Source organism: Burkholderia sp. BCC0398, from assembly GCF_902833245.1.
In the GTDB taxonomy this organism is placed as follows: domain Bacteria; phylum Pseudomonadota; class Gammaproteobacteria; order Burkholderiales; family Burkholderiaceae; genus Burkholderia; species Burkholderia sola.
Genome location: NZ_CADFEM010000008.1, coordinates 175,592 through 199,793 on the forward strand (window position 1 = coordinate 175,592; position 24,202 = coordinate 199,793).

General features: G+C 65.6%; 28 protein-coding genes. 18 read left to right on the plus strand and 10 right to left on the minus strand.

The annotated features are described in order from the left end of the window. Nucleotides 1-689, plus strand: a 689-nt coding sequence (locus tag HWX76_RS36710; RefSeq protein WP_244137986.1) for a PLP-dependent aminotransferase family protein, incomplete at its 5' end; no start/stop codon positions are given. 746 nt (nt 690-1,435) lie between these two features. Here HWX76_RS36710 and HWX76_RS19070 read toward each other — a convergent pair. The 7 genes from HWX76_RS19070 to fdhD form a co-directional block, all read right to left on the minus strand. Continuing rightward, complete coding sequence (locus tag HWX76_RS19070; protein WP_124631038.1) at nt 1,436-1,702, minus strand: hypothetical protein; 267 nt, start codon at nt 1,700-1,702, stop codon at nt 1,436-1,438. Nucleotides 1,703-1,822: 120 nt separating this feature from the next. Then, complete coding sequence (locus tag HWX76_RS19075) at nt 1,823-2,749, minus strand: class I SAM-dependent methyltransferase (protein ID WP_239469016.1); 927 nt, start codon at nt 2,747-2,749, stop codon at nt 1,823-1,825. 157 nt (nt 2,750-2,906) lie between these two features. Next, nucleotides 2,907-3,164: a molybdopterin converting factor subunit 1 gene (gene moaD / locus HWX76_RS19080; protein WP_050014048.1), complete on the minus strand. Its 258-nt coding sequence runs from the start codon at nt 3,162-3,164 to the stop codon at nt 2,907-2,909. 51 nt (nt 3,165-3,215) lie between these two features. Further along, the gene (locus HWX76_RS19085) at nt 3,216-3,788 is read right to left on the minus strand and encodes a molybdenum cofactor biosynthesis protein MoaE (protein WP_050014047.1); all 573 of its coding nucleotides are present in this window, start codon (nt 3,786-3,788) and stop codon (nt 3,216-3,218) included. Nucleotides 3,789-3,835: 47 nt separating this feature from the next. Continuing rightward, nucleotides 3,836-4,960, minus strand: coding sequence for a GTP 3',8-cyclase MoaA (gene moaA / locus HWX76_RS19090; RefSeq protein WP_124631037.1), 1,125 nt, complete (start codon nt 4,958-4,960; stop codon nt 3,836-3,838). Between the two features lie 217 nt (nt 4,961-5,177). Continuing rightward, nucleotides 5,178-6,392 (minus strand): gephyrin-like molybdotransferase Glp, encoded by a 1,215-nt coding sequence (gene glp / locus HWX76_RS19095; protein WP_124593746.1) that lies wholly within the window; start codon nt 6,390-6,392, stop codon nt 5,178-5,180. Beyond that, nucleotides 6,389-7,261 carry a formate dehydrogenase accessory sulfurtransferase FdhD gene (gene fdhD, locus HWX76_RS19100; protein WP_124557623.1) on the minus strand — a complete coding sequence of 291 codons (873 nt, stop codon included), beginning with the start codon at nt 7,259-7,261 and terminating at the stop codon, nt 6,389-6,391. The genes glp and fdhD overlap by 4 nt, the downstream gene beginning before the upstream one ends. A gap of 423 nt (nt 7,262-7,684) precedes the next feature. Between fdhD and HWX76_RS19105 the strand changes: the two genes are divergently transcribed. The 4 genes from HWX76_RS19105 to HWX76_RS19120 all read left to right on the plus strand — a co-directional run bounded on the left by HWX76_RS19105 (nt 7,685) and on the right by HWX76_RS19120 (nt 11,640). Further along, nucleotides 7,685-9,085 carry a cytochrome ubiquinol oxidase subunit I gene (locus tag HWX76_RS19105; protein WP_050014043.1) on the plus strand — a complete coding sequence of 467 codons (1,401 nt, stop codon included), beginning with the start codon at nt 7,685-7,687 and terminating at the stop codon, nt 9,083-9,085. A 2-nt stretch (nt 9,086-9,087) separates the two neighbouring features. Beyond that, the gene (gene cydB / locus HWX76_RS19110; RefSeq protein WP_050014042.1) at nt 9,088-10,095 is read left to right on the plus strand and encodes a cytochrome d ubiquinol oxidase subunit II; all 1,008 of its coding nucleotides are present in this window, start codon (nt 9,088-9,090) and stop codon (nt 10,093-10,095) included. A 117-nt stretch (nt 10,096-10,212) separates the two neighbouring features. Next, on the plus strand, nt 10,213-11,133 hold the full coding sequence (locus tag HWX76_RS19115) for a bestrophin family ion channel (RefSeq protein WP_050014041.1): 921 nt from the start codon (nt 10,213-10,215) through the stop codon (nt 11,131-11,133). A gap of 93 nt (nt 11,134-11,226) precedes the next feature. Further along, nucleotides 11,227-11,640 (plus strand): VOC family protein, encoded by a 414-nt coding sequence (locus HWX76_RS19120; protein ID WP_089490308.1) that lies wholly within the window; start codon nt 11,227-11,229, stop codon nt 11,638-11,640. Nucleotides 11,641-11,649: 9 nt separating this feature from the next. Here HWX76_RS19120 and trpS read toward each other — a convergent pair whose 3' ends face one another. Both trpS and HWX76_RS19130 read right to left on the minus strand, forming a co-directional pair. Then, complete coding sequence (gene trpS / locus HWX76_RS19125; protein ID WP_124557622.1) at nt 11,650-12,663, minus strand: tryptophan--tRNA ligase; 1,014 nt, start codon at nt 12,661-12,663, stop codon at nt 11,650-11,652. A gap of 209 nt (nt 12,664-12,872) precedes the next feature. Continuing rightward, nucleotides 12,873-13,028 (minus strand): hypothetical protein, encoded by a 156-nt coding sequence (locus tag HWX76_RS19130; RefSeq protein ID WP_176016178.1) that lies wholly within the window; start codon nt 13,026-13,028, stop codon nt 12,873-12,875. 407 nt (nt 13,029-13,435) lie between these two features. Between HWX76_RS19130 and HWX76_RS19135 the strand changes: the two genes are divergently transcribed. The 5 genes from HWX76_RS19135 to HWX76_RS19155 all read left to right on the plus strand — a co-directional run bounded on the left by HWX76_RS19135 (nt 13,436) and on the right by HWX76_RS19155 (nt 16,904). Then, nucleotides 13,436-14,596 carry a DUF6396 domain-containing protein gene (locus HWX76_RS19135; RefSeq protein ID WP_244137987.1) on the plus strand — a complete coding sequence of 387 codons (1,161 nt, stop codon included), beginning with the start codon at nt 13,436-13,438 and terminating at the stop codon, nt 14,594-14,596. Nucleotides 14,597-14,823: 227 nt separating this feature from the next. Further along, entirely contained in the window at nt 14,824-15,465 is a 642-nt protein-coding gene (locus HWX76_RS19140; RefSeq protein ID WP_176016179.1) for a hypothetical protein, read from the plus strand. Between the two features lie 79 nt (nt 15,466-15,544). Continuing rightward, entirely contained in the window at nt 15,545-15,877 is a 333-nt protein-coding gene (locus HWX76_RS19145) for a RebB family R body protein (RefSeq protein ID WP_050014037.1), read from the plus strand. Nucleotides 15,878-16,025: 148 nt separating this feature from the next. Then, nucleotides 16,026-16,400 carry a RebB family R body protein gene (locus HWX76_RS19150; protein WP_089490310.1) on the plus strand — a complete coding sequence of 125 codons (375 nt, stop codon included), beginning with the start codon at nt 16,026-16,028 and terminating at the stop codon, nt 16,398-16,400. A gap of 177 nt (nt 16,401-16,577) precedes the next feature. Next, entirely contained in the window at nt 16,578-16,904 is a 327-nt protein-coding gene (locus HWX76_RS19155) for a RebB family R body protein (RefSeq protein ID WP_050014036.1), read from the plus strand. Between the two features lie 81 nt (nt 16,905-16,985). On the opposite strand, the gene HWX76_RS19160 is transcribed toward HWX76_RS19155, so the two are convergent. After that, the gene (locus tag HWX76_RS19160; protein ID WP_050014035.1) at nt 16,986-17,660 is read right to left on the minus strand and encodes a Crp/Fnr family transcriptional regulator; all 675 of its coding nucleotides are present in this window, start codon (nt 17,658-17,660) and stop codon (nt 16,986-16,988) included. A 407-nt stretch (nt 17,661-18,067) separates the two neighbouring features. Here HWX76_RS19160 and HWX76_RS19165 point away from each other — a divergent pair, with 407 nt between their 5' ends. The 8 genes from HWX76_RS19165 to argE all read left to right on the plus strand — a co-directional run bounded on the left by HWX76_RS19165 (nt 18,068) and on the right by argE (nt 24,194). Then, a complete protein-coding gene (locus HWX76_RS19165) occupies nt 18,068-18,625 on the plus strand; it encodes a sigma-70 family RNA polymerase sigma factor (RefSeq protein WP_050014034.1) in 558 nt (185 codons plus the stop codon). A 114-nt stretch (nt 18,626-18,739) separates the two neighbouring features. Continuing rightward, nucleotides 18,740-19,033: a RebB family R body protein gene (locus HWX76_RS19170; protein ID WP_050014033.1), complete on the plus strand. Its 294-nt coding sequence runs from the start codon at nt 18,740-18,742 to the stop codon at nt 19,031-19,033. A 35-nt stretch (nt 19,034-19,068) separates the two neighbouring features. Beyond that, nucleotides 19,069-19,656 carry a hypothetical protein gene (locus HWX76_RS19175; protein WP_239469013.1) on the plus strand — a complete coding sequence of 196 codons (588 nt, stop codon included), beginning with the start codon at nt 19,069-19,071 and terminating at the stop codon, nt 19,654-19,656. A gap of 233 nt (nt 19,657-19,889) precedes the next feature. Continuing rightward, complete coding sequence (locus HWX76_RS19180) at nt 19,890-20,336, plus strand: hypothetical protein (protein WP_176016181.1); 447 nt, start codon at nt 19,890-19,892, stop codon at nt 20,334-20,336. Nucleotides 20,337-20,522: 186 nt separating this feature from the next. Then, the gene (locus HWX76_RS19185; RefSeq protein WP_176016182.1) at nt 20,523-21,845 is read left to right on the plus strand and encodes an NAD(P)/FAD-dependent oxidoreductase; all 1,323 of its coding nucleotides are present in this window, start codon (nt 20,523-20,525) and stop codon (nt 21,843-21,845) included. 69 nt (nt 21,846-21,914) lie between these two features. Beyond that, nucleotides 21,915-22,364, plus strand: a complete 450-nt coding sequence (locus HWX76_RS19190) for a RidA family protein (RefSeq protein WP_050014029.1) — start codon at nt 21,915-21,917, stop codon at nt 22,362-22,364. Then, nucleotides 22,361-23,038 carry a DUF1028 domain-containing protein gene (locus tag HWX76_RS19195; protein WP_050014028.1) on the plus strand — a complete coding sequence of 226 codons (678 nt, stop codon included), beginning with the start codon at nt 22,361-22,363 and terminating at the stop codon, nt 23,036-23,038. Before HWX76_RS19190 ends, HWX76_RS19195 begins: the two co-directional genes overlap by 4 nt. Continuing rightward, nucleotides 23,031-24,194, plus strand: a complete 1,164-nt coding sequence (gene argE / locus HWX76_RS19200) for an acetylornithine deacetylase (protein ID WP_176016183.1) — start codon at nt 23,031-23,033, stop codon at nt 24,192-24,194. The genes HWX76_RS19195 and argE overlap by 8 nt, the downstream gene beginning before the upstream one ends. The last annotated feature ends 8 nt before the right edge of the window (nt 24,195-24,202 follow it).

Genomic DNA, 24,202 nt, shown 5'->3' on the forward strand with positions numbered 1-24,202 from the left:
CCGCGTGCATGGTGATGCCGAACTTCCAGAATCCGCTGGGTTTCCAGATGCCGGACGAGCGCAAGCGCGAACTGGTTGAGTTCGCAACGAAGGCCGGCATGCCGATCATCGAGAACGGCGTATACAACGAACTGTATTTCGGCGATACGCATCCGAGTTCATTGAAATCCTACGACCGGACCGGGATCGTGCTGCATTGCTCGTCGTTCTCGAAGAGCCTGACGGCCGCGTACCGGATCGGCTGGGCGCTGCCGGGCCGTTATCGCGATCAGGTCGAGAAGCTGAAGTTCCTGAATACGCTCGCGACGCCGTCGTTGCCGCAGCTGGCGATCGCGGAGTTTCTCGAACGCGACGGCTACGAGCATCACCTGCGGCGAATTCGCAAGGCGTATGCGCAGCAGGCGAACCTGATGCGCGCGATGGTGTCGCGGTTCTTTCCGGAAGGCACGCGCATGTCGAGCCCGGCGGGCGGGTACGTGCTGTGGGTCGAGTTGCCGGCGCAGGTCGATGCGATGCGGTTGTACCAGCTTGCGCTGGAGCAGGGGATCACGATCGGCCCGGGCTACATGTTTTCGATCACGGACAACTACCGGAACTTCATCCGGTTGAACTACAGCAGCCCGTGGTCGCCGGAGATCGAGCAGGCGGTGATCACGGTCGGGAAGCTGGCCGTGGCGTGCATGCGGTGAAGGGGCGCGGGCGGTACGTTGTGTTTCGATGACAAAGCCGGCCTCGTGCCGGCTTTGTTTTGGTTCCTCATGGTTTTCCGTGGACGTCGCTGGCCGACCCTGAGCGGTCAGCGGGATGTCCCCAAAGCGGTCGTTCGGTGGCGCACAATCGTACCGCCCTAGGACCGCAGCGGACCTTGTCGCCAACGTCCAAGTTTTATTAGACGGGGTACGAAAACGTCGAGATCTGAATAAACGGCTCGAGTTGCAATCGAAATCCGTAAGGCGGCGTATGTGTCTGGTCGTATCGCCCTCCGAATACCTTGGCAGCACAGAATTCGATATATGTCCGCTCATCGTCTCGCATGACACGCGCACCTGGACAATCCAACAAGTTGAGCCGAACAAGCGGCTCTGCACCCCTTGCATTGCCAAGCAAAATCTCAACGTCGCAATTGAGTGGCCATATAGTTAGACTCAAGAAAACGGAGCCTCTCGAAACGAGATACCGGTAGGAGATCCCATACTCTTCCTCGACTGGAGAGACTTCAAGTGCTTCAAGAAAATCCAACGGCTCCCACGAGAATGTCGGCATAGAGCTTCCTGTTGTATTGCAGCCGGGCGCCTGGGGTGGGCTCAGCGCTAGCGCATCTGGTCTTCATTTGGATTTCGCTCAGTTTGGTCGATGTCGTCGATCTAGGCTGCAGCGTCGAGCGACCGCTTTTGGATGCGGATTCAACCTCGGCAACTCGATATCGACACTCACATCAAAATACTTCGAACGAACACCAGGCGGGCACAAACTGCTCAAAGACAAAAAAGTCGTCGATGTATGTTAGCCCAAGCCGTTCCAATGACTTCGTGCACTCATCGGCCGCATCGCCGCCGAAGAACGGGCCAAGCGACAAGAGGCTATCGGATTCGTCAAAATATTCCCGAAAATTGAATTCGACCATGACCGTCGATAGGTCGACATTCTTGGCTGCTAGCGCAGCCCGCCGGACAACGATTCCGAAATCTCTCGAAACTTTCATCGATATTGACCAAACGTAAGCGGGTACTGCCGATTGTCGGCGATCTAGTCCGTATGGTCGAGTGTCTGAAACTGGCCGACAGCGGAATCATGCGTTTTGTATCGCTGGACGAGCGAGCATCTAGGCAGCAGTGGCCTGAACAAGACGCAGGCCCCATCCAGTTTGCAACGTACCGTCTTCGCTTTGCATGGGCGCGAACGCCGACAACAGTTCACTTTTGAACTGTACGCGCGCCGCTTCCGACATCCGGTCGGCGTCGTAGGTGTCCAGCATTTTCAACCACAGCTGCTCGGGTGTAGGTGCCCAGTCGATTTCGATGTCTTCAAAAGCCACATCAACAAAATCGGGCTTTAATAGTTCTTGCCACCCCGCTTCACTGCGTGTGCGCGCATCACCGAGCCGCAACTCTGTGAGCTGATCCTTCGCGATTGGCTTGAAGATGTCCAAAAATACTTCGCCGACCTTGCCAGTCAAAAAGCTCCGCCCGACGATAGCGGAAAAGCTGCCGCCGTCACGCAATACCCGGCGAATCTCTCGAACAACTTGTTCGATATCGTCCATCAACATGAGAGCCATGTGCGACAGCACGTAGTCTACCGAGCCGCTACCGAGCGACACTTCTTGTGCACGCTCGTTAAGCAATCGTATTTCGTGCGGCAATATTCGCCGAGCCAGGCTCAACTCGCCATCGCTCATGTCTATGCCAATTAGCTTCGTTGCTGCATGCCCCCTGTCGTTCAGAATTTGCAGCAATGGCCCATCACCACATGCCAGATCGAGCACAGTCCGCGACATCGCGTCATTCGGTACACGATTCGCCAGTGCGTGATAGGAGGAGGGGTATGCTGCCTGCGCAGATCGTGCAGGTCGATTACCGTAGGCTCGACGCGTTGCTCCTGCCCGGCGGCAGTGAAAATCTTTCAAATATATTTCTGCGTACGAGGTCATTCTCGCGCCATTCGATTGTTCGCTAATTGGGAGCACTCGTGACTCTAGAGCCTGAACCCCAAGCGGATTGTCGACGAACCAGACCACGATGTCGAACATCTCAAAATGACCGGCAGCCGATGTTCCTCCCCGACTCTCGCCGGGAATCCGTGAAGAACCTTTGTTTTTCCACGCCGGCGCCGATGACCGCGTTCGCGCTCGATCCATCGAGCGCGGCGAAACGACTGCATGCAAGCGCGCAACCCCGCGCGTCGCGTCATCCCCCCGTCACCGGCGGAAAGAACGCGACCTCGCTATCCTCCCGCACGACGAAGTCCCCGGTCACCATTTCGAGGTTCACGGCCGCCCGCACGGGGCGGTCCATCCGCAGCGCGTCCGCGCTGCGCGCGTCGCGGGCGGCCAGCGTGCCGCGTAGCGCGTCGACGGTGAGTTCGCGGGCATCGATCTCGACGGCTTCTTCATCGATTGCCAGTTGTTCGCGAATGCTTGCGAAGTATTTGATCGTCAGTTTCATTGGATTGTCTTCAGAAGGAACAGCGGAATCGGAGACACGAAGCGAACGCAATCACCCCCAGCGTCGCATCGCCTGGTCGTCGTGCGCCTTTGCCTCGACCCACCCGGATTCCCCGTCGTGCCGAATCTCCTTCTTCCAGAACGGCGCATGGGTCTTCAGGAAATCCATCAGGAATTCGCACGCATCGAACGCGGACGCGCGATGCGCGGCGGCCACCACGACCAGGACGACCGGCTGGCCGAGCGGAATGCGGCCGACGCGGTGCACGATCCTGACCGCTTCGAGCCGCCAGCGCGCGCTCGCTTCCTCGACGATGCTCCACAGCGCCTGTTCGGTCATCGTCGGGTAATGCTCGACTTCCAGTGCGACGACGTCGTCGACATCGCCTTCCTTGCGCACCACCCCAAGAAAATTCACGACCGCACCGACATTCGGATTGCGAACGATCGGTGCAAGCTCCGCGCCCGCGTCGATCGGCGCATGCTGCACGCGTACTTCGAAGCCGGCCGCAATCGCGGGCGCCGATTCGGGCTGAGTGCCGGCCGCATCGACGGGCGGCGCGGGGTTGCCGGCATGCAGCGGATCGTCCGGCAGCCCGGCGCGGGATTCGGTGAAAGTCGTCATGACAGGTTCTCCAGTAGGCGGCGCATCCGGTGTCGCGCGGCGGCCCTTCAGCCGCCGACGAGCGACATGCGCACGGTCGGATAGGTCTTGCCCGGCGCGCGGGCCGGCCGTGCGGCCCGGCGCTCGGAATAGCGGTCGTCGCGCCGCGTCCAGCGTTCGCGCACGGCGGTGGCGAGGTCGGCGATCGACGCCGCATCGTCGAGCCACGGCCGCAGGTCGGCACCCTGCGTCGCGAACAGGCACGTATAAAGCTGGCCGTCGGCCGACACGCGGGCGCGCGAGCACGTGCCGCAGAACGGATGCGACACGCTCGCGATGAAGCCGACTTCGCCTGCTCCATCGATGTGCGCGCAACGAATCGCGGTGGCGTCGTGCCCCGGCTCGCCGACGAGCACGAGCGGATAGTGCGCGTCGATCAGTTCGCGCATCCGCGCGGCCGGCACGACCTTGTCGCCGGACCAGAAGCTGGCGCCGCCGACGTCCATGTATTCGATGAAACGCACGGCCACGCCCGTGTGCCGGAAGTGCCGCACGAGCGGCAGGATCTGGTCGTCGTTCACGCCGCGCTCGATCACCGCGTTGACCTTGACCGGCGCGAGCCCGGCCGCGTGCGCGGCCTCGATGCCGGCCAGCACGCGCGACACCGGCACGTCGGCGTCGCTCATCCGGCGGAACACAGTGTCGTCGAGCGCATCGAGGCTCACGGTCACGCGCGACAGCCCCGCGTCGCGCAGCGTGCGCGCCTTCGCGGCGAGCAGCGAGCCGTTGGTCGTCAGTGCGATTTCGACGGGCTTGCCGTCGACGGTCGTCAGCGCGGCGAGCCGTTCGATCAGCGCTTCGAGGTGACGGCGCAGCAGCGGCTCGCCGCCCGTGATGCGGATCTTCTCGACGCCGAGCGATGTGAACGCGCGGGCGATCTTTTCCAGTTGCGCGAACGACAAGCGCTCGGACGACGGCATGAACGCGTAGTCGGCGCCGAAGCTTTCGCGCGGCATGCAGTAGCCGCAGCGGAAATTGCACTGGTCGATGACGGACAGGCGCAGGTCGCGCAGCGGACGGCCGAGCGTGTCGGACGGGCGGAGGAAAGCACCGGGCGATGCGTCGCCGGATGAAACGGCGGCGGCCGGCGCGGCGGAAACGATGGCATTCACGATCGGGTCGTCGGCCTGCATGTAGTAAGCGGAGGGGCGTCGCCGCTCGGCCGTGCGTGTGCCGACGTATCGGCGCACAGGTCGTGACGAGCCTCATCGTGAGCATAGTCCGCCGGGTTGGGCCGGCAGAGACACAATCGCGTCCGAATCGCAGGAATACAGTTCGCCGCCCGGGACGCGCGACAGGCGCGGCAAGTGAGGCGAACGCGCCGTATCGGGTGGAAAGTCGACTTCACGCTCATGCGAGCCAGCGCGCGAATTCGTAGTACGGAACCGCGTCGCCGCGCGCGATGGTGCGCCCGGCCGGCAGCCGCGCGAGCCCGCTTGCCTGCACCAGCGACTGCAGCGTGCCGGCGCCTTGCTGACGCAGCGTATCGAGCACGGGCGCACCGTTTGCGTCCACCGTACAGCGCACGCGCACGAAGCGCTCGCGCTGCGCATCCGGCTCGAAGCCGGTGTCGATCGGCAGCGACGGCACGACCGGCACGCACGCGTCGCGCCCCTGCAGGCGGCGGATCAGCGGCGCGACGAACAGTGCGAACGTCGTCATCGCGGCGCCCGGATTGCCGGGCAGCAGCACGACGGGCCGCGTATCGAGCCGTGCGAGCGCGACCGGCTTGCCGGGCTTCATGCGCACGCCGGCGACGACGAACGACGCGCCGAGCGCGGCCAGCGTGGGGCGCAGCAGGTCCTTGTCGCCGACCGACGCGCCGCCGACGCAGATCACGAGGTCGCACTGCGCGTGCAGGTCGCGCAGCGCCCGATCGACGGCGGCCGCCGTATCGGCCGCGTGCACGCTCATCGCGACGTCGGCGCCGGTTCCCGCGACCAGCGCGGCGAGCATCGGCGCATTGCTGTTGTAGATCTGCTGCGGCGCGCGCGGCTCGCCGCACGCGACCAGCTCGTCGCCGGTCGTCAGGATGCCGACGCGCAACGCCGCGCGCACGTCGATCCGCGCGAACCCCTGCGCGGCGGCCACGCCGACGTGCATCGCGCCCATTCGCACGCCGGCCGGCACGAGCAGCTCGCCGGCACGCACTTCCTCGCCGCGGCGGCGAATGTGCGACCCGCTGCGCTGGGGCGCGTCGAACGTGACACCGCCGTCCTGTTCGTGCGCATGCTCCTGCATCACGACGGTGTCGGCGCCGGGCGGAATCAGGCTGCCGGTGAAGAGGCGCGCAGCCGTGCGCGGCGCGAGCGGCGCCGGCGTATCGCCTGCATAGCAGCGCTGTGCGACACGCAGCGGCTCGCCGTGCGCGAGGTCCGCATGACGCACGGCGTAGCCGTCCATCGCGCTATGGTCGGCCGGCGGCTGGTCGAGCACGGCCGTCAGCGGCGCGGCCAGCACGTGGCCGGCCGCTTGCGCGATCGGCACGGAGGTGGCGGCCTCGAGCGGCGCGAACGCGGCGGCGAATCGTTGCTGCGCGGTATCGAAATCGGACAGGTGCGTCATGACGAGTGGGCCGGATGCGCCGTTGCGGGCGCGGGTGGGTCGAGGTGAACGGCGGCGGGCGACACGTATTCGACGAAGCCGTCGTTGCGGCAGAAACCGAGCAGCCGCACGCCGGCTTCGCGGGCGACGTCGATCGCGAGCGCCGTCGGCGCCGAGATCGTCGCGATCATCGGGATGCCGACCCGCGCGGCCTTGCGCACCAGTTCGTAGCTCGCGCGGCTCGACAGGAACACGAAACCCGCGTGCAGGTCGGCGCGGCGGCGCGCGCGCTGCCCGATCAGCTTGTCGAGTGCGTTGTGGCGGCCGACGTCCTCGCACACGTCGAGCACGGCGCCGTTGTTATCGCACCACGCGGCCGCATGGATGCCGCCGGTCTCGCGCATCAGCGTCTGCCGCGCCGGCAACGCACGCGCGGCGCGCGCGATCGCGTCGCCGCCGATGCCCGCGGCCGTGCCGGCGGCCGCGATCCGTGGCGGGTGCAGGTCGAGCTGCGCGATGCTTTCGATGCCGCACACGCCGCAGCCGGTGCGGCCGGCCAGCGCGCGGCGGTGGGCCTTCAGCGCCATGAACGCCTGCTGCGACACGGTCAGCCGCACTTCGGCGCTGCCGGGCCGGCACTCGCTTTCGATGTCGAAGACGTCCGACGCGCGCTCGACGATGCCTTCGCTCAGCGCGAAGCCGAGGCCGAACGCGTCGAGGTCGATCGGCGTCGCCATCATGACCGTGTGCGAGATGCCGTTGAACACGAGCGCAACCGGGGTTTCGTCGACGACGCGATCGACGGTGTCGAGCGCGTCGCCGGCGCGATGGCGCGTCACCCGACACGCGGTGCTGCCGGTCGGATCGTCGCGGCGGATGCAGGACTCCATGCAGGTTTCTCCAGGGCGGGGCGGCCGGCGGGCCGGCCGGGCCCGGCGTGTGCGCCGAACCACGGGAATCGACGCCGCAGGGCGGGCGGCGAAGGGCGCGCGACCGCCGCGGGCAGGCGTTGGACAACATGTTAAGTGGAGTGAACAGTGCGCCCGGGATACAGCGCCGCCACACGAAAAGCAGTACAGCTGAGCGTCCCGTCGGCATGGTAACTATTTTCCGTGCACACATCTTCGGCGGTGCAAGCAGCACAGTTTCAGCGCACGTTCGATTGATTGCGAGTATCGTTGCAAACGCGATATCGTCGTTCACGCTTCGATGCCGTGCGAGCCGCCGTTCGGGTTCGCATGTGTCGTCGCCAAGCCGTCGCGCGATTTCCTGCTTCGAGCGTACGTCCTCACAACCACGAGCAAATTACGGTCATGGAAATCTTCGATGCGTTCCATCTCGCCCGATTGCAATTCGCATTCACGGTGTCGTTCCACATCGTGTTCCCCGCGATCAGCATCGGCATGGCGAGCTTCCTGGCGGTGCTGGAATGGCGCTACCTCGTCACCGGCGACGCCGCCTACAAGTCCATGTTTCAGTTCTGGTCGAAGATCTTCGCGATCGGCTTCGGGATGGGCGTGGTCTCCGGCGTCGTGATGGCGTACGAGTTCGGCACCAACTGGTCCGGGTTCTCGCGCGTCGCGGGCAACATCACCGGGCCGCTGCTCACGTACGAAGTGCTGACGGCGTTCTTCCTCGAAGCCGGCTTCCTCGGCGTGATGCTGTTCGGCTGGCAGCGCGTGAGCCCACGTGCGCACTTCTTCGCGACGCTGATGGTCGCGGTCGGCACGCTGATCTCGACGTTCTGGATTCTCGCGTCGAACAGTTTCATGCAGACGCCGCAAGGCTACAAGATCGAGAACGGCCTCATCGTGCCGGTCGACTGGTTCAAGATCATCTTCAACCCGTCGTTTCCGTATCGTCTCGCGCACATGACGATCGCGGCGTTCATCGTCGCGGGCTTCATCGTCGCCGCCTGCGGTGCGTGGCACCTGCTGAAGGGGCGCCGCGACGAGCCGGTGAAGCGCAGCTTCTCGATGGCGCTGTGGATGCTGCTAGTGCTCGCGCCGATCCAGATCTTCGTCGGCGACGCACACGGGCTGAACACGCGCGAATACCAGCCGGCGAAGATCGCGGCGATCGAAGGGTTGTGGGAAACGGAGAAGGGCGGCACCGCGCTGAACCTCGTCGGGCTGCCCGACATGCAGGCCGAAACCACGCGCTATGCGATCCAGGTGCCGCACCTCGGCAGCCTGATCCTCACGCACAGCTGGGACGGCGAGATCCGCGGGCTGAAGGAATTCGCGCCGCAGGACCGCCCGTATTCACCGATCATCTTCTGGACCTTCCGGATCATGGCCGGCCTCGGGATGCTGATGCTGCTGACCGCGCTGCTCGGGCTGCTGCTGAGAAAGGGCGGACGCCTGTACGAGACGCGCTGGTTCCAGTGGTTCGTGGTCGCGATGGGGCCGTCGGGCATCGTCGCGCTGCTGGCCGGCTGGATCACGACCGAGGTCGGGCGGCAGCCGTGGACCGTGTACGGCGTGCTGCGCACCGTCGATTCGGTCGCGCCGCTCACCGCGCAACAGGTCGGCGTGTCGCTGCTGATCTTCGTGGTCGTGTATTTCCTCGTATTCGGAACGGGTATCTACTACATGATGAAACTGATGAAGCGCGGGCCGGCTGCGCAGGCCGGCTACATCGAGCTGCACCGGCATCCGGGGCTGCGCAAGAGCGCGCTGTCCACGCCGCTGAACGTGACGGAGGCGGAGTAATCATGCATATCGATCTTCCTGTCGTGTGGGCCGCGATCATCGGCCTCGGCGTATTCATCTACGTGATGCTGGACGGCTTCGATCTCGGCATCGGGCTGCTGTTTCCGTTCTTCGATGCGAAGGCCGAGCGCCAGGTGATGCTCGACACCGTCGCGCCGGTGTGGGACGGCAACGAGACGTTCCTCGTGCTCGGCGGCGCGGGCCTCTATGGCGCGTTCCCGGTCGTGTATTCGACGCTGCTGCCGGCGAACTACCTCCCGCTGGTGCTGATGCTGGTCGGGCTGATCTTCCGGGGCGCGGCGTTCGAGCTGCGCGCGAAAGCGACCCGCACGCAGCACATGTGGGACCTCGCGTTCATCGGCGGCTCGGCGCTCGCCGCGTTCTGCCAGGGGATCGTGCTCGGTTCGCTGCTGCAGGGCATCAAGATCGAGAACAACCAGTTCGCGGGCGGGCCGTTCGACTGGCTGTCGCCGTTCAGCATGATGTGCGGGATCGGCGTGCTCGTCACCTATGCGACGCTCGGTTGCGGCTGGCTGATCCTGAAGGTCGACGGCGAACTGCAGCGCAAGATGCGGTTGCTGATGAAGCCGCTCACGGGCGTGCTGCTCGCGGTGATGGGCGTGGTCAGCCTGTGGACCGTGATCGGGCTGCCGGCCGTCGCGCACCGCTGGTTCGGCAGCGGCAACCTCGGCTGGTTCCTGCCGGTGCCGATCCTCGTCGTCGCATGCGTATGGGGCATCTTCTACGCGGTGAAGCGTGCGCACGAGGCCACGCCGTTCCTGCTGACGCTCGCGCTCGTGTTCCTCGGCTACACGGGGCTCGTGATCAGCATCTGGCCGAACATCGTGCCGCCGTCGCTGTCGATCTGGGATGCATCGTCGAGCCATTCGAGCCAGTTGTTCGCGCTCGTCGGCACCGTGATCGTGCTGCCGATCATCCTTGTGTACAACGCGATGCAGTACCGCGTGTTCCGCGGCAAGGTGCGCGAGGGCGACATCGGCTATCACTGAGCGGCACGGCACTCGATGCGAAAGCGGCCCGCCACGCGCGGGCCGTTGCACATCAGGTGCGGGCGCAACGGGTTGCGTATTCCGGTTCCCTATTCCTTTGCCAGTCGAGAAAACATCATGATCGTCCGACCACGACAGAACTGGCTCCGGATGCTGTTCGTATGGAACGGCTCCGTGCTGCAGTCGATCATTCCGCAGCTCGTCTTCATGGCGATCGTCAGCACGCTGGCGGTCTTCACGAACGGCCGAATCTTCGGCGAGAAGATTCCGCTGAACACCGCGCCGTTCACGCTGTTCGGGCTCGCGCTCGCGATCTTCCTCGGGTTTCGCAACAACGCGAGCTTCGAGCGCTTCAAGGAGGCGCGGCATCTGTGGGGCAACCTGCTGATCGCCGCACGCGCCGTGACGTCGCAACTGCATCGCTACCTGCCCGACAACGTGAGCGACGCCGAGCGCAACCGGCTCGCCGATCTGCTGATCGCGCTCGCGTATGCGCTGAAGCATCAACTGCGCCATACCGATCCGAGCGCGGACCTGCAGCGCATTCTCGGCGCGGAGCGCACGGCCGCGCTCGGCGGCAAATGCTACAAGCCGGTCGCGATCCTCGACGAACTGCGCGGCGGCATCGTGCGTGCGCTGGGGCGCGCACCCGGCAGCGACGCGACCTGCTGGATGTTCGAGACGCAACTCGACGCACTCGGCAAGTCGGTCGGCGGTTGCGAGCGCATCCAGTCGACGCCGATCCCGTTTTCGTACAGCGTACTGCTCCATCGCACCGTGTATGCGTATTGCGTGCTGCTGCCGTTCGGGCTCGTCGATTCGACGGAGTTCTTCACGCCGCTGATCTGCGTGTTCATTTCCTACACGCTGATCGCGCTCGAGGCGATCGCGAACGAAGTGGCCGAGCCGTTCGGCCTTGCGCCGAATGCGCTCGCGCTCGATGCGATCACGCGCACGATCGAGCGGTCGGTGCTCGAACTCGGCGATCGGCCGATGCCCGAGGAATTCGTGCCGGCGTCGACGTATCAGATTACGTAGGCGGCGGGGTCGGTAGTGTAGTCGTCGGTAAGGTTGCTCGGCCCGAGCGGGGGCGGTTGTGTAGACTCGTGCTCGTTCAATGGAGCCCGCACCATGCAATTGCTTGATCACGTGTCGATCGGCGTGCCGGATATCGACCAGGCACGCCCCTTCTACGATGCCGTCATGGCTGCGCTGGGCGCAGCCAAGGTCTATGACCGGCCCAATGCGCTCGGCTATGGCGAACGTTGCAGCGCGAATGACCCGGAGTCGACCTTCTTGGCGGTGTATCTGGATCCCGCCGAAGTCGGCGCGAGCAAGCGGCACTGGTGTTTCAAGGCCGCTTCCCGCGAGCAGGTGCATGCGTTTTTCGAGGCAGGGCTTGCGACGGGCGGCCAGTCCGACGGTGAACCCGGATTGCGGCCGCAGTACCACGGCGACTACTATGCGGCTTTTCTGGTCGATCCGGCCGGCAACCGGATCGAGGCCGTGTGTCACGCGGCGGCCGCGGAGCGGGAGCGGTCGTGACGGCGCCGCTCAATCGAAATACGTCAGCCCCATCGCCCCCTTCACCTCCGCGAGCGTCGCTCCCGCCACTTCCCGTGCATGCAGCGTGCCGCGCTTCAGGATCGCCATCACTTCGGCCTTGTCCGCTTCGAACGCTCGACGGCGCGTGCGGATCGGCTCGATCAGCGCCTGCAGCCGCTCGTTCAGCACGCGCTTGACGACGCTGTCGCCGAGGCCGCCGCGGCGATAGTGGGCCTTCAACTCGTCGACCTTCGCCACGTCCGGTTCGAACGCATCGAGGAACGTGAACACGACGTTGCCTTCGACCTGGCCGGGGTCGCTCACGCGCAGGTGGTTCGGGTCCGTATACATGTCCTTCACGGCCTGCGCGATCTCGTCCGGCGTCGAGCCGAGCGTGATCGCGTTGCCGAGCGACTTGCTCATCTTCGCCTTGCCGTCGATGCCCGGCAGCCGCGTGACCGACGACAGCACGGCCTCGCATTCGACCAGCACCGGCTTATCGACGGTCGCGTTGAAGCGGCGCACGAGTTCGTTGGTCTGCTCGATCATCGGCAACTGATCGTCGCCGACCGGCACGTGCGTCGCCTTGAACGCGGTGATGTCGGCCGCCTGGCTCACCGGGTAGGTCAGGAAGCCGGCCGGGATGTCGCGCTCGAAGCCGCGCAGGCGGATTTCTTCCTTGATGGTCGGATTGCGTTCGAGGCGCGCGACCGTGACGAGGTTGAGCAGGTATTGCGACAGCTCGGCGAGTTCGGGCACCTGCGACTGCACGACGATCGTCGAGATCGCCGGATCGATGCCGACGGCGAGATAGTCGAGCGCGACCTCGATCACGTTCTCGGTGACGCGCTGGCGGCGGCCCATGTTGTCGGTCAGCGCCTGCGTATCGGCGAGCAGCAGGAATTGCGTCGCGTCGTGCTGCATCTGCACGCGCGCGCGCAGCGAGCCGATGTAGTGGCCGAGATGCAGCGGGCCGGTCGTGCGGTCGCCAGTGAGGATGGTCGGGCGGGTGGGGTGTGTCATGGTCGTCGTTGGCTCCGGGTTATCGAAGCCGCCAGCCATGATGTCATCGCAGAAACGCAAATGCCGCCATCGCTGGCGGCATCACGTTTGGGACATGCAAAAGGAAACGGGCCGCCTGGGTCAGGCGCGCCACCAGCAATGCACGATCGGCGAGGCGGGTTTCGTTTCCATCGCGGCAGTATAGCGTAGTGCGCGCGCGGACGTGCGCGTCAGCGGATCACCGACTCCATCGCGAGGTACGCGGTTTCGGCGGACGGCCACAACAGGTATAGCAGGCCGGCCATCAGCAGCCACGCGCCGGCGCGTACGAGCGGCGTGCGGTCCTTGTCGCGAGGGGGCTGGGTGGGCTGCTTCGATTTCTTCATGCTTGCAGGCGCGGGTGCGCCACTCCAACGGTTACTGCAACGGGTCGCGCGAGGCGAGCCGGGGTGTTGCGGGAATGGGTCAACGGGGCTTCCCATAGGGCCGGGTGTCCGGGACTTCAAAAAAGGGTTGGATCGTATATTCCGAAATGCACGGTCTCGTGCGAAGCGATGCGCATGCTACCAGTTCGGGGCGGTATGCATGGTCAAGGATTGTAGGGCAATGGTCGGAATGGATGGCGTCGTGTTCGCTCTACGGGCCGACGCCCGGGCGTTTCCCGGTCGGGCGCGATTGCCGGTAGCCAATGAAATCGCTCGGAAAAACCGGAGGGATCTTCTGATCTCGTGCGCTCACACCATAATAAGCGCGCGACAATGTGTTCCCTTTTCTTACGTGGGTGTTCGAAATCGTGCGAAATCAATTACGTTCAACTGCTGCCAGCCGCATTGGCTTCACGCAATTGGTTTCTGTTTTCCTGATCTTCACGGGTACAGCCTGTTCGAAGGGCGACACGCTTCCCCGGAATATGTCGCTGACTGCCTTCAATCCGCATCGCGGGGCATTTGAGTGCAGGCATGAAGCTGCCGTGGTTCCGCCTGTCGATCCGGACGCCGATCGCTGGAATCAGCAGGCCATGGCGCTGACCAGTTCGCTGTTGTGGCCGAACCAGCGCGATTACAAGGGCGCGGTCGATTTGTGGACGAAAGCGGCCGAGCGCAAGCACTGGAAGGCCATGCTGAATCTGGCGAATGCGTACGCGCAGGGGCAGGGCGTGGAGCGTGATTCGGAACATGCGATTCAGATCACCGAACAGGCGATGAAGCTGGGTATTCCGGCCGCCTACGATCTGATGGGCACGTATCACATGGACGGAATGGGCGTGAAGCAGGATGCCAGCCGCGCGTACGCATTCTGGCAACTGGCCGCCGATATGGGCAGCCCGAGTTCGATGGCGTATCTGGGCGGCAAGATGGATGCGCTCTATGACGACCCGAAGGCGGGCTTCTGGGGCAACCGCAAGATCGCCCTGCGGATGCTTGAATGTGCGGTCGCGCAAGGCAACGGACTTGCTGCGTATGAATTGGGAACGACGATCGCGGGCGATCGAGCCGAATTGAGCGAGAACAACGAACGCGCGCTCAAGACGCTGCATGAAGGCGTGAAATTCGGCAATGCCGAAAGCGCGGGGTGGTTGAGTGCGTCGTTTGGCAAGGGGGACGCACTGGTCGGCCATGTCAAGGATGAAACCCGTGCCGAGCGCTACAGTGTTCTTGCCGATCGCCTCGAACGCGACCCCGACCTGCGTCTGCCGAATCTGGACAAGGTCGTGCCGCTGCCGCCTGCCAAGCTGCCCAAGTGGGACGGGAACAAGGAGACGTTGATCGACGCGGCGAAAGCGGTCACATCCGTGCCGGTGTCGCCGGTCAAACCCGCGTCGCATCCCGTATCGCTGCGTACGGACCGCGCATACGTGCCCGATGGCCCTATGCTGCCGGAGAGGCCGCAGGTCGCCGTTCCTCCGCATGCGCAAACGACGGCCGCGCCTGTCGGTGGTTATCCGCTCACCTGACACCCACCGCCCGCACGCGGCCCCGCCCGACTTCACAGACCCGTCGCACGGTTCGTCCATGCAGCAGTCCTGCCGAATTTCCGGCAAGGCCATCGCACATCCCTTTCCCGGAGAACCCCATGCGATATCCGTTGCAGCACGCCGACCAAGCCGCCGTGGCGCGGCGTCCATCCAACCCCGAACCGCACGTACCCGTGTCGCGCGTGAACCTCGAGGAGGTGTGAGCCATGAGCAACGAAGCACTCGACCCGCTGCTGCGGCAGCTCGCGGAGAAGCGACTCGGACGGCCTCTCGAGCCCGCCGACGAACAGGCGCTGCTGGAGCGGCTGTCGGGCCGGCAAGGAAACGCGTCGGCGCCCGCTGCCGGCCCTGCCACGCAGGCGCGCACCGCGAACGCGCCCTTGCCCCAGTTCAAAACCCGGCAAGAGGCGCGCCAACAGATCAAGCATTTTCTGCAACTCAACCAGCAAAAGGCGTACGAGAAGATGCGCGGCATCCTGCAGACGATCGACACGCAGAACGAGACGACGCTCGGCATGCTGGCGTCGGAGCAACGGAAAGTATCGGGCGTACTCGACGCGCACGAGCCGGCCGGCGACGCGCAGGCATCCGGCGCAGCCGGAATCCAGGACAGCACCCGCGAGGCGATGACGATGATCGGCGAACAACTGACGGGCCTGATCCGCCAGGAAATCGAAACATGCTTCCGGCAATACGGCGATGCGCTCGCCGAACGGCTTGCCGAACGGCTCGCCGTCAGGTTCGACGCGATGGAGGACCGGTTGCGCAGCATCGTCGCCGGCCCGGTCGAACCCACCGAACCCACCGCTGCCGTTCACGATACGCGCGGCCCAGCGTCCATGGATTAGCACGCGGGTCATTCGGCCGACAGCGGAACCGGCCGGCTCGATGTGCGACCTCTCAACTACGTGAACCAAGGAGCAACAAATGGCTGAAACGTGTCAAGTGTGCCAGGTCAATCCCGCGATTACCGATGCGGTCACACAGGTCAACGTCAAGGTGGTCGCGGAAGCGCCGGCAATGGCGATGGGCTCGCTGTACCAGGCCCAGAGCCATTCGCTCAGCATCCTGTTCGAGAACGCGGTGCAGCAGCAGTCGCAGGCCGCGATCCAGTCGCAAACGTCGACGAACGTGGGGACGATGCAGCTCTACACGATCGGGCCGGAAAGCGCGGGCGCGGCCGCCACGGAAATCGGCGCGAACGGGATCATTTCCATTCTGGCCGACGTGATCGCGATCGGGAAGGCAGTCAAGGGCTGACGCACGATCGCAACGCCGTGGTTGAGCGGCGGCGCAAGCGGTGCGAGCCGCCGATGCCGCCGCCGTGCCGCGCGGTGTTCCGGAGCAATCGACAGAACGGGCAGCGCCGATTCGATGCGGCGCCCGTTCGCAAATCAGGAGAAATACGATGCCTATCGGTGTAGACGACCCGAAAGACGAGAAGGACCCGAAAGACCCCTGCAACTGCACGACATGCGCGGTCAACGCCGCGATCACCGACGCGGTCACGCAGACCAACGTCAAGGTGGTCGGCGAAGCGCCTGCGATGGCAACGGGCTCGCTGTACCAGGCCCAGAGCCATTCGCTGAGCGTGTTGTTCGAGAACGCGGTGCAGCAGCAGTCGCAGGCCGCGGTGCAACTGCCGACCTCGACGAACGTTGGCACGATGCAGCTGTACACGCTCGGGCCGGCGAGCGCCGGCGCGTCCGCGACGGAAATCGGCTCGAACGGCGTGCTGTCCGTGCTGGCCGACGTGCTCGCGCTCGGCAAGGCGCTGGCCTGACGCGTCACTGGCGCGGACGCCGGGCGGTGGCTCCCATCGGGCGCTGCCGCCCGGCGTCGGACGCCGTGTCGACCTGCCCGCGCAAGCGGGCCCCGGTGCCGCGTATCGGCGCCGGCCGACCTATTCATGCTTTCGCCGTGACAGCGCCGCAGCGGCGAGCCAACCAGGAGCAACGACATGCCGGAACAGGTTTCTCCCGCGATGACCGACGCGGTCACGCAAGCCAACGTCAAGGTGGTGGGCGAAGCGCCCGCCGTGGCCTTGGGCACGCTCATGCAGTCGAACAGTCATGCGTCCGCGATCCTGCTGCACAACGCCGTGCAGATGCAGGCGAACCAGGCGATGTCCAACCTTGCCGCGACGACCGTCGGCGTCATGCAGCTCTATGCCGGGTCGCCGGCGGCAGCGGCGGCTGGCGCGGCGCGCTCGGCGAACGACAGCGTTGCGTCGCAACTGGCCGCGGTCGCGCAGTTGATGAACGCCATCGGCCACTGGCGCGGCTGACCTGCGCGACGCGCGGCCCCCACCCGCGCAGGCGGCTTTCGTCCGCCGACGGCACCGCCCGGCTCACGGGCGTGCCGGCCTTCAATTGGCGTCGACGATCGTCCGGAGCTGCTCCGGTTTCTCGATCGTCACACCATGCTCGTGCAGCCGGATCAGGCCGTCGCGCTGCATCTTCTGCAGGCTGCTGTTCAGTCGCGGCCGGCTGACGTTGAGCATCGCCGCGAGGATGCTCTGGTTCTCCGGCAGCGGCACCTCGAGACCGTCCCCTTGCATGCGGTTCAGCAGATGGCGCGCGAGCCGGGCTTCGACGCGGTACAGGCATGCCGATTCGACGAAATCGCTCAACTGCTGGATATGCCGGCACAGCTGCTCATGGATGCGTCCCATGAATTCCGCGTTCGCCAGCAGCGGCGTGAAGTACTGGCGATGCAACACCGAAATGCGGCAGTCGGGGCTCAACTGGGCGGTGAAGTTGCGCCGGTGTGCGCGAATCAGCGTGTTTTCGCCGATGAGTTCGCCGGGCATCGAGTGGCCGAGAATGATCTCGCGCCCGCCGGGTTCGTGCAGCGTCTTGTAGACGCGGCCGCGATGCACGAACGCGACGAAATCCCCCGGATCGCCCTTGAAGAACAACAGGCGATTGCCGTGTTCGGGCCAGGGCGTGGCATGCCGCTCGATATGGACGATCAGACTTTCCGGGAGACCGGCGAGTATCGGTATGTTGCGCAACGTTGGAGCGTGGGCAAGGGCAGGCATGTTTTCCGCGCGAGGTTGTTTGACGATGCGGCCACCTAGCGAAAAACGCTGCCTTCGGCATGGCGTGAAGAATGCATAACGAAAATATCGGGATAATCGGCGGGCCGTCCCGATATGGCGGCACGTCGGCGACAACGGCGCATGGCTGCGCGACGTGGACTGCCTTGTGCCGGCTCGCGAACGCTGCGCGACGGCAGTCGTTTTCTTTCATCGCAATGCCGTAATTCAGGCCGGGCGACGCACCTGAAACGACGGATCGGAGTATGCCGGGGGATTAATGTTTCTGTTCACAATAATCAAGAAAATTTACCGGTTCCGATTATCGTTATAGCGGTGTTACGCGGGTAACAGCGCCATTCCCGGGATCGAATCGATTCTGTGTTTTCCAAAGAAAAGGAAGACACGGGATGACAACCTCGAACCAGCACGCTGCCGCCGCGCCCGAGTCTCCGGCGCAGCAGCTCGATCGCACGTGGCGCGAAATGCAGGGGAAATTGCGGCGCCGCGCGCGCCTGTTGTGCAAGGGCGATATTCACCGCGCCGACGAATTGCTGTCCGACACCGCCCTCAAGGTCCACATTTACCTGCAGCGTTCGCCCGGGCGCGTTCAGAACCTGGCCGGGTTTCTCTTCCTGGTGCTGAACCACGCGTTCCTCGATGGCGCGCGCCGCCGCCTGCGCGAAAGCGGCATGCTCGAATTCGACCCGGCGTGGGACGACGATCACGCCGTCGAGCTGGCCGGCCACGCGCCGTCGGTCGAGCAGCAACTGCTGCTGCGGCAACAGCTGCTGCGTCTCGAACAGGCGTTGTCGGTGCTCTCGCCGCAGCAGCAGATGCTGTTCACGCTGAAGTTCGAGGAGGACCGGCCGTATTTCCACATCGCCGCGACGCTCGGGATCAACGAGCCGCTGGCCAGAAAGCGCGTCGAGCTGCTGCGCAAGAAGTTGCGCGAGGAACTCGCGTGAGCGCGTTCACGAATACCGGCACGCAGCGTTCCTAACGGCATGCGCGGGGTCGATGGCCTGCCGGCCCGCCCGTTCCTTCAATCGCATGCCGGAGCCGAGATCCGAGGAGGCCTCGTGGCAGACAAAGTCAATGAGCAGATTACCGATGCGCTGACGCAGACCAACGTCAACGTCGTCGCGGGCTCGCCGGCCCAGGCGCTGGGCATGCTTTACCAGATGTTCAGCCAGGCCGTCGGCATCTCGGCGCAGAACATGACCCAGCAGCAGGCGGCGTTGAACCAGATTTCGAACGCCGTCGTGTCGAAGGCCGTGGCGATGATCCTGTCCGTCGAGGCATCGCCGAAGCCGGCATCGGGCGGCGCGTCGCTGCCCGCGGCGGGCGGGTCGCCGACGGGTTCCACGCACTAGGACACGACGACTATCGGGACACCTGAACCATGAACATGAAAGGTCTTTTGGATGGACGCGGAGAAGGCGCGACGCAAGCACCGGACGACGTCGCGGACGCCGCGGCCGAAGCTGCGCCGCACGACGCGACGTCGACAGCCCGCAAGCGCGCGTGGCCGGTCAACCGGTTGCGCAGGTTCACCGACGCGCTGAAGGCGCCGGACCAGATCGCGGGCGTGTCCGGCGCCGCCCCATCGGCGTTGAAGACGGTCCAGGCGATCAACGCGGAGGCGGCGTCCTACGCGACGACGCAGATATCCGTCGGTCCGAACATGATGATCACGCAGGCCGGCGGCATGGTCGCGCAGGCGGCGGCCAACTACTTCGAGGCGTCGACGTCGCTGGCGATCGCGGGCAAGAGCGTGCTGATGAAGGACCTCGCGCAGAAGACCATCGACGAGGACGTGAAAGGCATGGCGATGGATGCGGTGGGCCTGCTGTTGACGGACCTGTTCGTCGCGACCGCGGCGGTCGTCGCGGGCGCCGCGGAGGCGATCGAAGGGGAGGCCGCGAGCGTCGCGCTCGACCGGATCGACGAGAGCCTGCAGAAGTATCAGGCGCTGCTCGACAAGAAGGGCACCTGAGACACGTCACGCACGTCGGGCGCGGCGTCGATAGGAACGTCGCGGGCGATCATGCGTCGAGAACCGCGGCGCAATCGCGGGCCACGCGTGCAGCGGGCGAAACAGTCTCCATCGACACGACCCGCCGGGCCGTCAGGCCCGATGCGGGATGTGAGCGGCGGGCGCGATGCACGTTCGTGGTCGAACGCGTCGCGCCTGCTACCGGCAGTCCAGTCCAATCATGTGAGGAACCCATGTCTTACATCATTCAGAACGCACACGGTGCCGCGCCGCTGCGGGTTGGCGAGCGCAAATGGGGCGATGCGACGGAAATCGATTTCGGCGCGATGACGAGCTGCATCGCGCTCGTCGAGCAGACGCCGGGCCAGCCGACGTTGGTGCGCGGCATCCATCTGTCGATCGTCGGCGACGGCGGCACGAAGGTCTACGACACGGCGGCGGATGTCGCCGGACAGGTCGAGACGATCATGCAGCAGAGCGGCAACATGCGTGCATGCCTCGGGCGCATCGACCTCTGGCAGGCCAACGTGTCGCCGGAGGTGCAGGATTTCTTCGTCGCGCTGATGATGAGCCTCGGCATGGTCCAATGGGTGCAGGTGCCCGACGGCAACCTGCGGGTGCGGCTTGATGGCGGCGTGATGCAGTATCAGAAGGGCACCGCCGCGTGGACCAACGTGTAGCCGGCGCGATCCGTCGAAACCGGTGCCCGCGATGCGCGCGGGCGCCGGCCCCGTCCCAGCTTTTTGTTCGTCAACGCCAACAAAAAACCTCGTTTCGCGCCACGCGGCCTGTCAGCAGAATGTCTCCATTCCAGCTCACGCGACGACACAAGCGTCGCATGAGCCGCACTTCCGAAGGAGACAGCCGTGGCAGTCGAAACAACCTCGATCGATACGCTCGTCGTCGGCGCCGGGCAGGCCGGCGTGGCGATGAGCGAGCACCTGGGCAAGCTGGGCGTGCCCCATCTCGTGCTGGAGCGTGACCGCATCGCCGAACGCTGGCGCACCGGGCGCTGGGATTCGCTGGTCGCGAACGGCCCTGCGTGGCACGACCGTTTCCCCGGCCTCGAATTCGACGGGCTCGATCCCGATGCGTTCGCCACGAAGGACCAGGTCGCGGACTACTTCGAAGCGTATGCCCGTCGATTCAACGCGCCGATCCGCACCGGCGTCGAAGTGAAACACGTCGTGCGCAACACGGGCAAGCCGGGCTTCGTCGTCGAGACGTCCGACGGCATGATCGAGGCGAACCGCGTGGTGGTCGCGACGGGCCCGTTCCAGCGCCCGGTGATTCCGCCGATCGCGCCGGACGACGCGCGCGTCGTGCAGATCCATTCCGCCGACTATCGCAACCCGGGCCAGCTGCCGGCAGGCGCGGTGCTGGTGGTCGGCGCCGGTTCGTCGGGCGTGCAGATCGCCGATGAGCTGCGGCGCGCGGGCCGGCAGGTTTACCTGTCGGTCGGGCCGCACGACCGTCCGCCGCGTGCGTATCGCGGCCGCGACTTCTGCTGGTGGCTTGGCGTGCTCGGCGAATGGGACAAGGAAGTCGCGACGCCAGGCCGCGAACACGTGACGATCGCGGTGAGCGGCGCGCGCGGCGGCCATACGGTCGATTTCCGCGCGCTCGCGAATCAGGGCGTGACGCTGGTCGGGTTGACGAAGTCGTTCGACGGCGGCGTGGCCGTGTTCGAACCCGATCTCGCGATCAATCTCGCGCGCGGCGACGAGAACTACCTGTCGCTGCTCGACGCGGCCGACGCGTATGCGGCGCGCAATGGCCTCGACCTGCCGGAAGAACCGGCCGCGCGACGCATCCTGCCGGATCCCGACTGCGTCTCGCATCCGATCCTCTCGCTCGATCTCGCCGGCGCGGGCGTCACGTCGATCGTCTGGGCGACCGGCTATGCGGTCGACTACGGCTGGCTGAACGTGGACGCGTTCGCGCCGAACGGCAAGCCGCAGCACCAGCGCGGCGTGTCGAAGGAGCCGGGCATCTATTTCCTCGGGCTGCCGTGGCTGTCGCGGCGCGGCTCCAGCTTCATCTGGGGCGTGTGGCACGACGCGAAGCGCATCGCCGATCACATCGTCACGCAGCGCAAGTACCTCGCATACCACGATGCGGCGCAGCACCGCGCGGCCGCCCAAGCGGCGCAGCCGGACGCGCGCCCGCTCGCCGAAGCGGCGAACTGACGACCTGACGACCCCGCCGCGACCGCTTCCCGCGCGGCGGGCGACCACACCGACACTCGAAGGACCTCGATGAGCCAGCCTACCCATACGCGTATCCGCATGTTCAACACGAAGGATACCTACCCGAACCAGACGCTCGACAACGACCTGTGCCAGGCCGTGCGGGCCGGCAACACCGTCTACGTGCGCGGCCAGGTCGGCACCGATTTCGACGGCAACCTGATCGGCCTCGGCGACCCGCGTGCACAGGCCGAGCAGGCGATGAAGAACGTCAAGCAGTTGCTCGAGGAAGCCGGCAGCGACATCACGCATATCGTGAAGACGACGACCTACCTGATCGATCCGCGTTATCGCGAACCCGTGTACCAGGAAGTCGGCAAGTGGCTGAAGGGCGTCTACCCGATCTCGACGGGGCTCGTCGTTTCCGCGCTCGGTCAGCCGCAGTGGCTGATGGAGATCGACGTGATCGCGGTGATTCCCGACAACTGGCAGCCGAACCGCGCACGGGAGGCGACATGACGTTCTCCATCGTCGGACGCTGCCCGGAGACGGGGCAGCTCGGGATCGCGATCAGCTCGTCGAGCATCGCGGTGGGCGCGCGCTGCCCGTGGGTGCGTGCGGGCGTCGGCGCCGTCGCGACGCAGAACATCACGCTGCCGGCGCTTGGGCCGCAGATTCTCGACCTGATCGAGCACGACCAGCTCGCGCCGGCCGCGGCGCTCGACCGGGCGTTGAGCGCGAACGGCTGGAGCCAGTACCGGCAGGTCACGGCGATCGACGGGCAGGGGCAGACCGCATGCTTCACCGGCAAGGAGGCGCTCGGCACGCATCGCGCGGTGCAGGGCGAGCAATGCGTGGCGGCCGGCAATCTGCTGGCCGCGCCGGCCGTGATCGATGCGATGGTGCGGGCCTTCGAGCACGCGCCCGGGCTGCTCGCCGATCGCCTGCTGGCCGCGATGCACGCGGCGATGACGGCCGGCGGCGAGGCCGGGCCCGTGCATTCGGCCGCGCTGAAGGTGGCCGGTGACGTGACCTGGCCGATCGTCGACCTGCGCGTCGACTGGGCCGATACCGATCCGATCGGGCAACTCGATGCGCTGTGGCGCGCGTATCGGCCGCAGATGCAGGACTACCAGACGCGCGCGCTGAATCCGACCGCCGCACCGAGTTACGGAGTACCGGGCGATGAGTGATCCGTCGAGCCGCGCGCTGCTCGAACGGCTGATCGGCTTCGCGACGGTCAGCCGCGACTCGAACCTCGAGATGATCGGTTTCATCCGCAACTATCTCGCGGGTTTCGGTGTGGAAAGCGAGCTGTTCTATAACGCGGAACGCACGAAGGCGAGCCTGTACGCGACGATCGGCCCGCGCGATCGCGGCGGCGTCGCGCTGTCGGGCCATACCGACGTGGTGCCGGTCGACGGGCAGGCATGGACGGTCGAGCCGTTCCGGCTGACCGAGCGCGGCGGCCGCCTGTACGGTCGCGGCACGGCCGACATGAAGGGCTTCATCGCATCGGTGCTCGCGGCCGTGCCGGCGTTCGTCGCGCGGCCGCTGAGCGTGCCCGTGCATCTCGCGTTCTCGTACGACGAGGAAGTCGGTTGCGTCGGCGTGCGGCCGATGCTCGAACAACTGGCCGCGCGCGCACATCGTCCGCGGCTGTGCGTGATCGGCGAGCCGACCGAACTGAAGCCGGTGCTCGGTCACAAGGGCAAGCTCGCGATGCGCTGCCACGTGAAGGGCGCCGCGTGTCACTCGGCTTACGCGCCGTCGGGCGTCAACGCGATCGACTATGCGGCGAAGCTGATCGGCCGGCTCGGCGAGATCGGCGCGGCGCTCGCACGCCCCGAGCGGCACGACAGCCGCTTCGATCCGCCGTTCTCGACCGTGCAGACGGGCTTGATCAAGGGTGGCCGCGCGCTGAACATCGTGCCGGCCGAATGCGAGTTCGATTTCGAGGTGCGCGCGCTGCCGGATTTCGATGCGCACGACGTGCCGAGAAAGCTGCAGGACTATGCGGAATCCGAACTGTTGCCGCGGATGCGCGCGGTGCAGCCCGATACCGACATTCAACTGAAACCGCTCGGCGCGTATCCGGGGCTGGCGACCGCGCCGGACGGCGAGGCCGCGCGGCTGATCGCGTGGCTGAGCGGGTCCGACGCGTTCGGCACGGTGGCGTTCGGCACCGAGGGCGGGCTGTTCGGGCAGGCCGGTATTCCGACCGTCGTGTGCGGTCCCGGCAGCATGGACCAGGGGCACAAGCCCGACGAGTTCGTCACGCTCGAACAACTGCACGGATGCGACGCGATGCTCGGTCGTCTGGCCGCGTATCTTTCTTCAGCCGACTGAGCTGGCCA

What these genes read in the sequence shown, in the direction of transcription:
- HWX76_RS19165 (WP_050014034.1), top strand. Translation starts at nt 18,068, where the DNA reads ATGACAACCTCGAACCAGCACGCTGCCGCCGCGCCCGAGTCTCCGGCG.
- HWX76_RS19070 (WP_124631038.1), bottom strand. Translation starts at nt 1,702, where the DNA reads ATGAAAGTTTCGAGAGATTTCGGAATCGTTGTCCGGCGGGCTGCGCTA.
- argE (WP_176016183.1), top strand. Translation starts at nt 23,031, where the DNA reads ATGAGTGATCCGTCGAGCCGCGCGCTGCTCGAACGGCTGATCGGCTTC.
- moaA (WP_124631037.1), bottom strand. Translation starts at nt 4,960, where the DNA reads ATGCAGGCCGACGACCCGATCGTGAATGCCATCGTTTCCGCCGCGCCG.
- fdhD (WP_124557623.1), bottom strand. Translation starts at nt 7,261, where the DNA reads ATGGAGTCCTGCATCCGCCGCGACGATCCGACCGGCAGCACCGCGTGT.
- trpS (WP_124557622.1), bottom strand. Translation starts at nt 12,663, where the DNA reads ATGACACACCCCACCCGCCCGACCATCCTCACTGGCGACCGCACGACC.
- moaD (WP_050014048.1), bottom strand. Translation starts at nt 3,164, where the DNA reads ATGAAACTGACGATCAAATACTTCGCAAGCATTCGCGAACAACTGGCA.
- HWX76_RS19120 (WP_089490308.1), top strand. Translation starts at nt 11,227, where the DNA reads ATGCAATTGCTTGATCACGTGTCGATCGGCGTGCCGGATATCGACCAG.
- HWX76_RS19145 (WP_050014037.1), top strand. Translation starts at nt 15,545, where the DNA reads ATGGCTGAAACGTGTCAAGTGTGCCAGGTCAATCCCGCGATTACCGAT.
- HWX76_RS19105 (WP_050014043.1), top strand. Translation starts at nt 7,685, where the DNA reads ATGGAAATCTTCGATGCGTTCCATCTCGCCCGATTGCAATTCGCATTC.
- HWX76_RS19195 (WP_050014028.1), top strand. Translation starts at nt 22,361, where the DNA reads ATGACGTTCTCCATCGTCGGACGCTGCCCGGAGACGGGGCAGCTCGGG.
- glp (WP_124593746.1), bottom strand. Translation starts at nt 6,392, where the DNA reads ATGACGCACCTGTCCGATTTCGATACCGCGCAGCAACGATTCGCCGCC.
- HWX76_RS19155 (WP_050014036.1), top strand. Translation starts at nt 16,578, where the DNA reads ATGCCGGAACAGGTTTCTCCCGCGATGACCGACGCGGTCACGCAAGCC.
- HWX76_RS19115 (WP_050014041.1), top strand. Translation starts at nt 10,213, where the DNA reads ATGATCGTCCGACCACGACAGAACTGGCTCCGGATGCTGTTCGTATGG.
- HWX76_RS19160 (WP_050014035.1), bottom strand. Translation starts at nt 17,660, where the DNA reads ATGCCTGCCCTTGCCCACGCTCCAACGTTGCGCAACATACCGATACTC.
- HWX76_RS19180 (WP_176016181.1), top strand. Translation starts at nt 19,890, where the DNA reads ATGTCTTACATCATTCAGAACGCACACGGTGCCGCGCCGCTGCGGGTT.
- HWX76_RS19130 (WP_176016178.1), bottom strand. Translation starts at nt 13,028, where the DNA reads ATGAAGAAATCGAAGCAGCCCACCCAGCCCCCTCGCGACAAGGACCGC.
- HWX76_RS19150 (WP_089490310.1), top strand. Translation starts at nt 16,026, where the DNA reads ATGCCTATCGGTGTAGACGACCCGAAAGACGAGAAGGACCCGAAAGAC.
- HWX76_RS19175 (WP_239469013.1), top strand. Translation starts at nt 19,069, where the DNA reads ATGAAAGGTCTTTTGGATGGACGCGGAGAAGGCGCGACGCAAGCACCG.
- HWX76_RS19075 (WP_239469016.1), bottom strand. Translation starts at nt 2,749, where the DNA reads ATGTTCGACATCGTGGTCTGGTTCGTCGACAATCCGCTTGGGGTTCAG.
- cydB (WP_050014042.1), top strand. Translation starts at nt 9,088, where the DNA reads ATGCATATCGATCTTCCTGTCGTGTGGGCCGCGATCATCGGCCTCGGC.
- HWX76_RS19190 (WP_050014029.1), top strand. Translation starts at nt 21,915, where the DNA reads ATGAGCCAGCCTACCCATACGCGTATCCGCATGTTCAACACGAAGGAT.
- HWX76_RS19085 (WP_050014047.1), bottom strand. Translation starts at nt 3,788, where the DNA reads ATGACGACTTTCACCGAATCCCGCGCCGGGCTGCCGGACGATCCGCTG.
- HWX76_RS19140 (WP_176016179.1), top strand. Translation starts at nt 14,824, where the DNA reads ATGAGCAACGAAGCACTCGACCCGCTGCTGCGGCAGCTCGCGGAGAAG.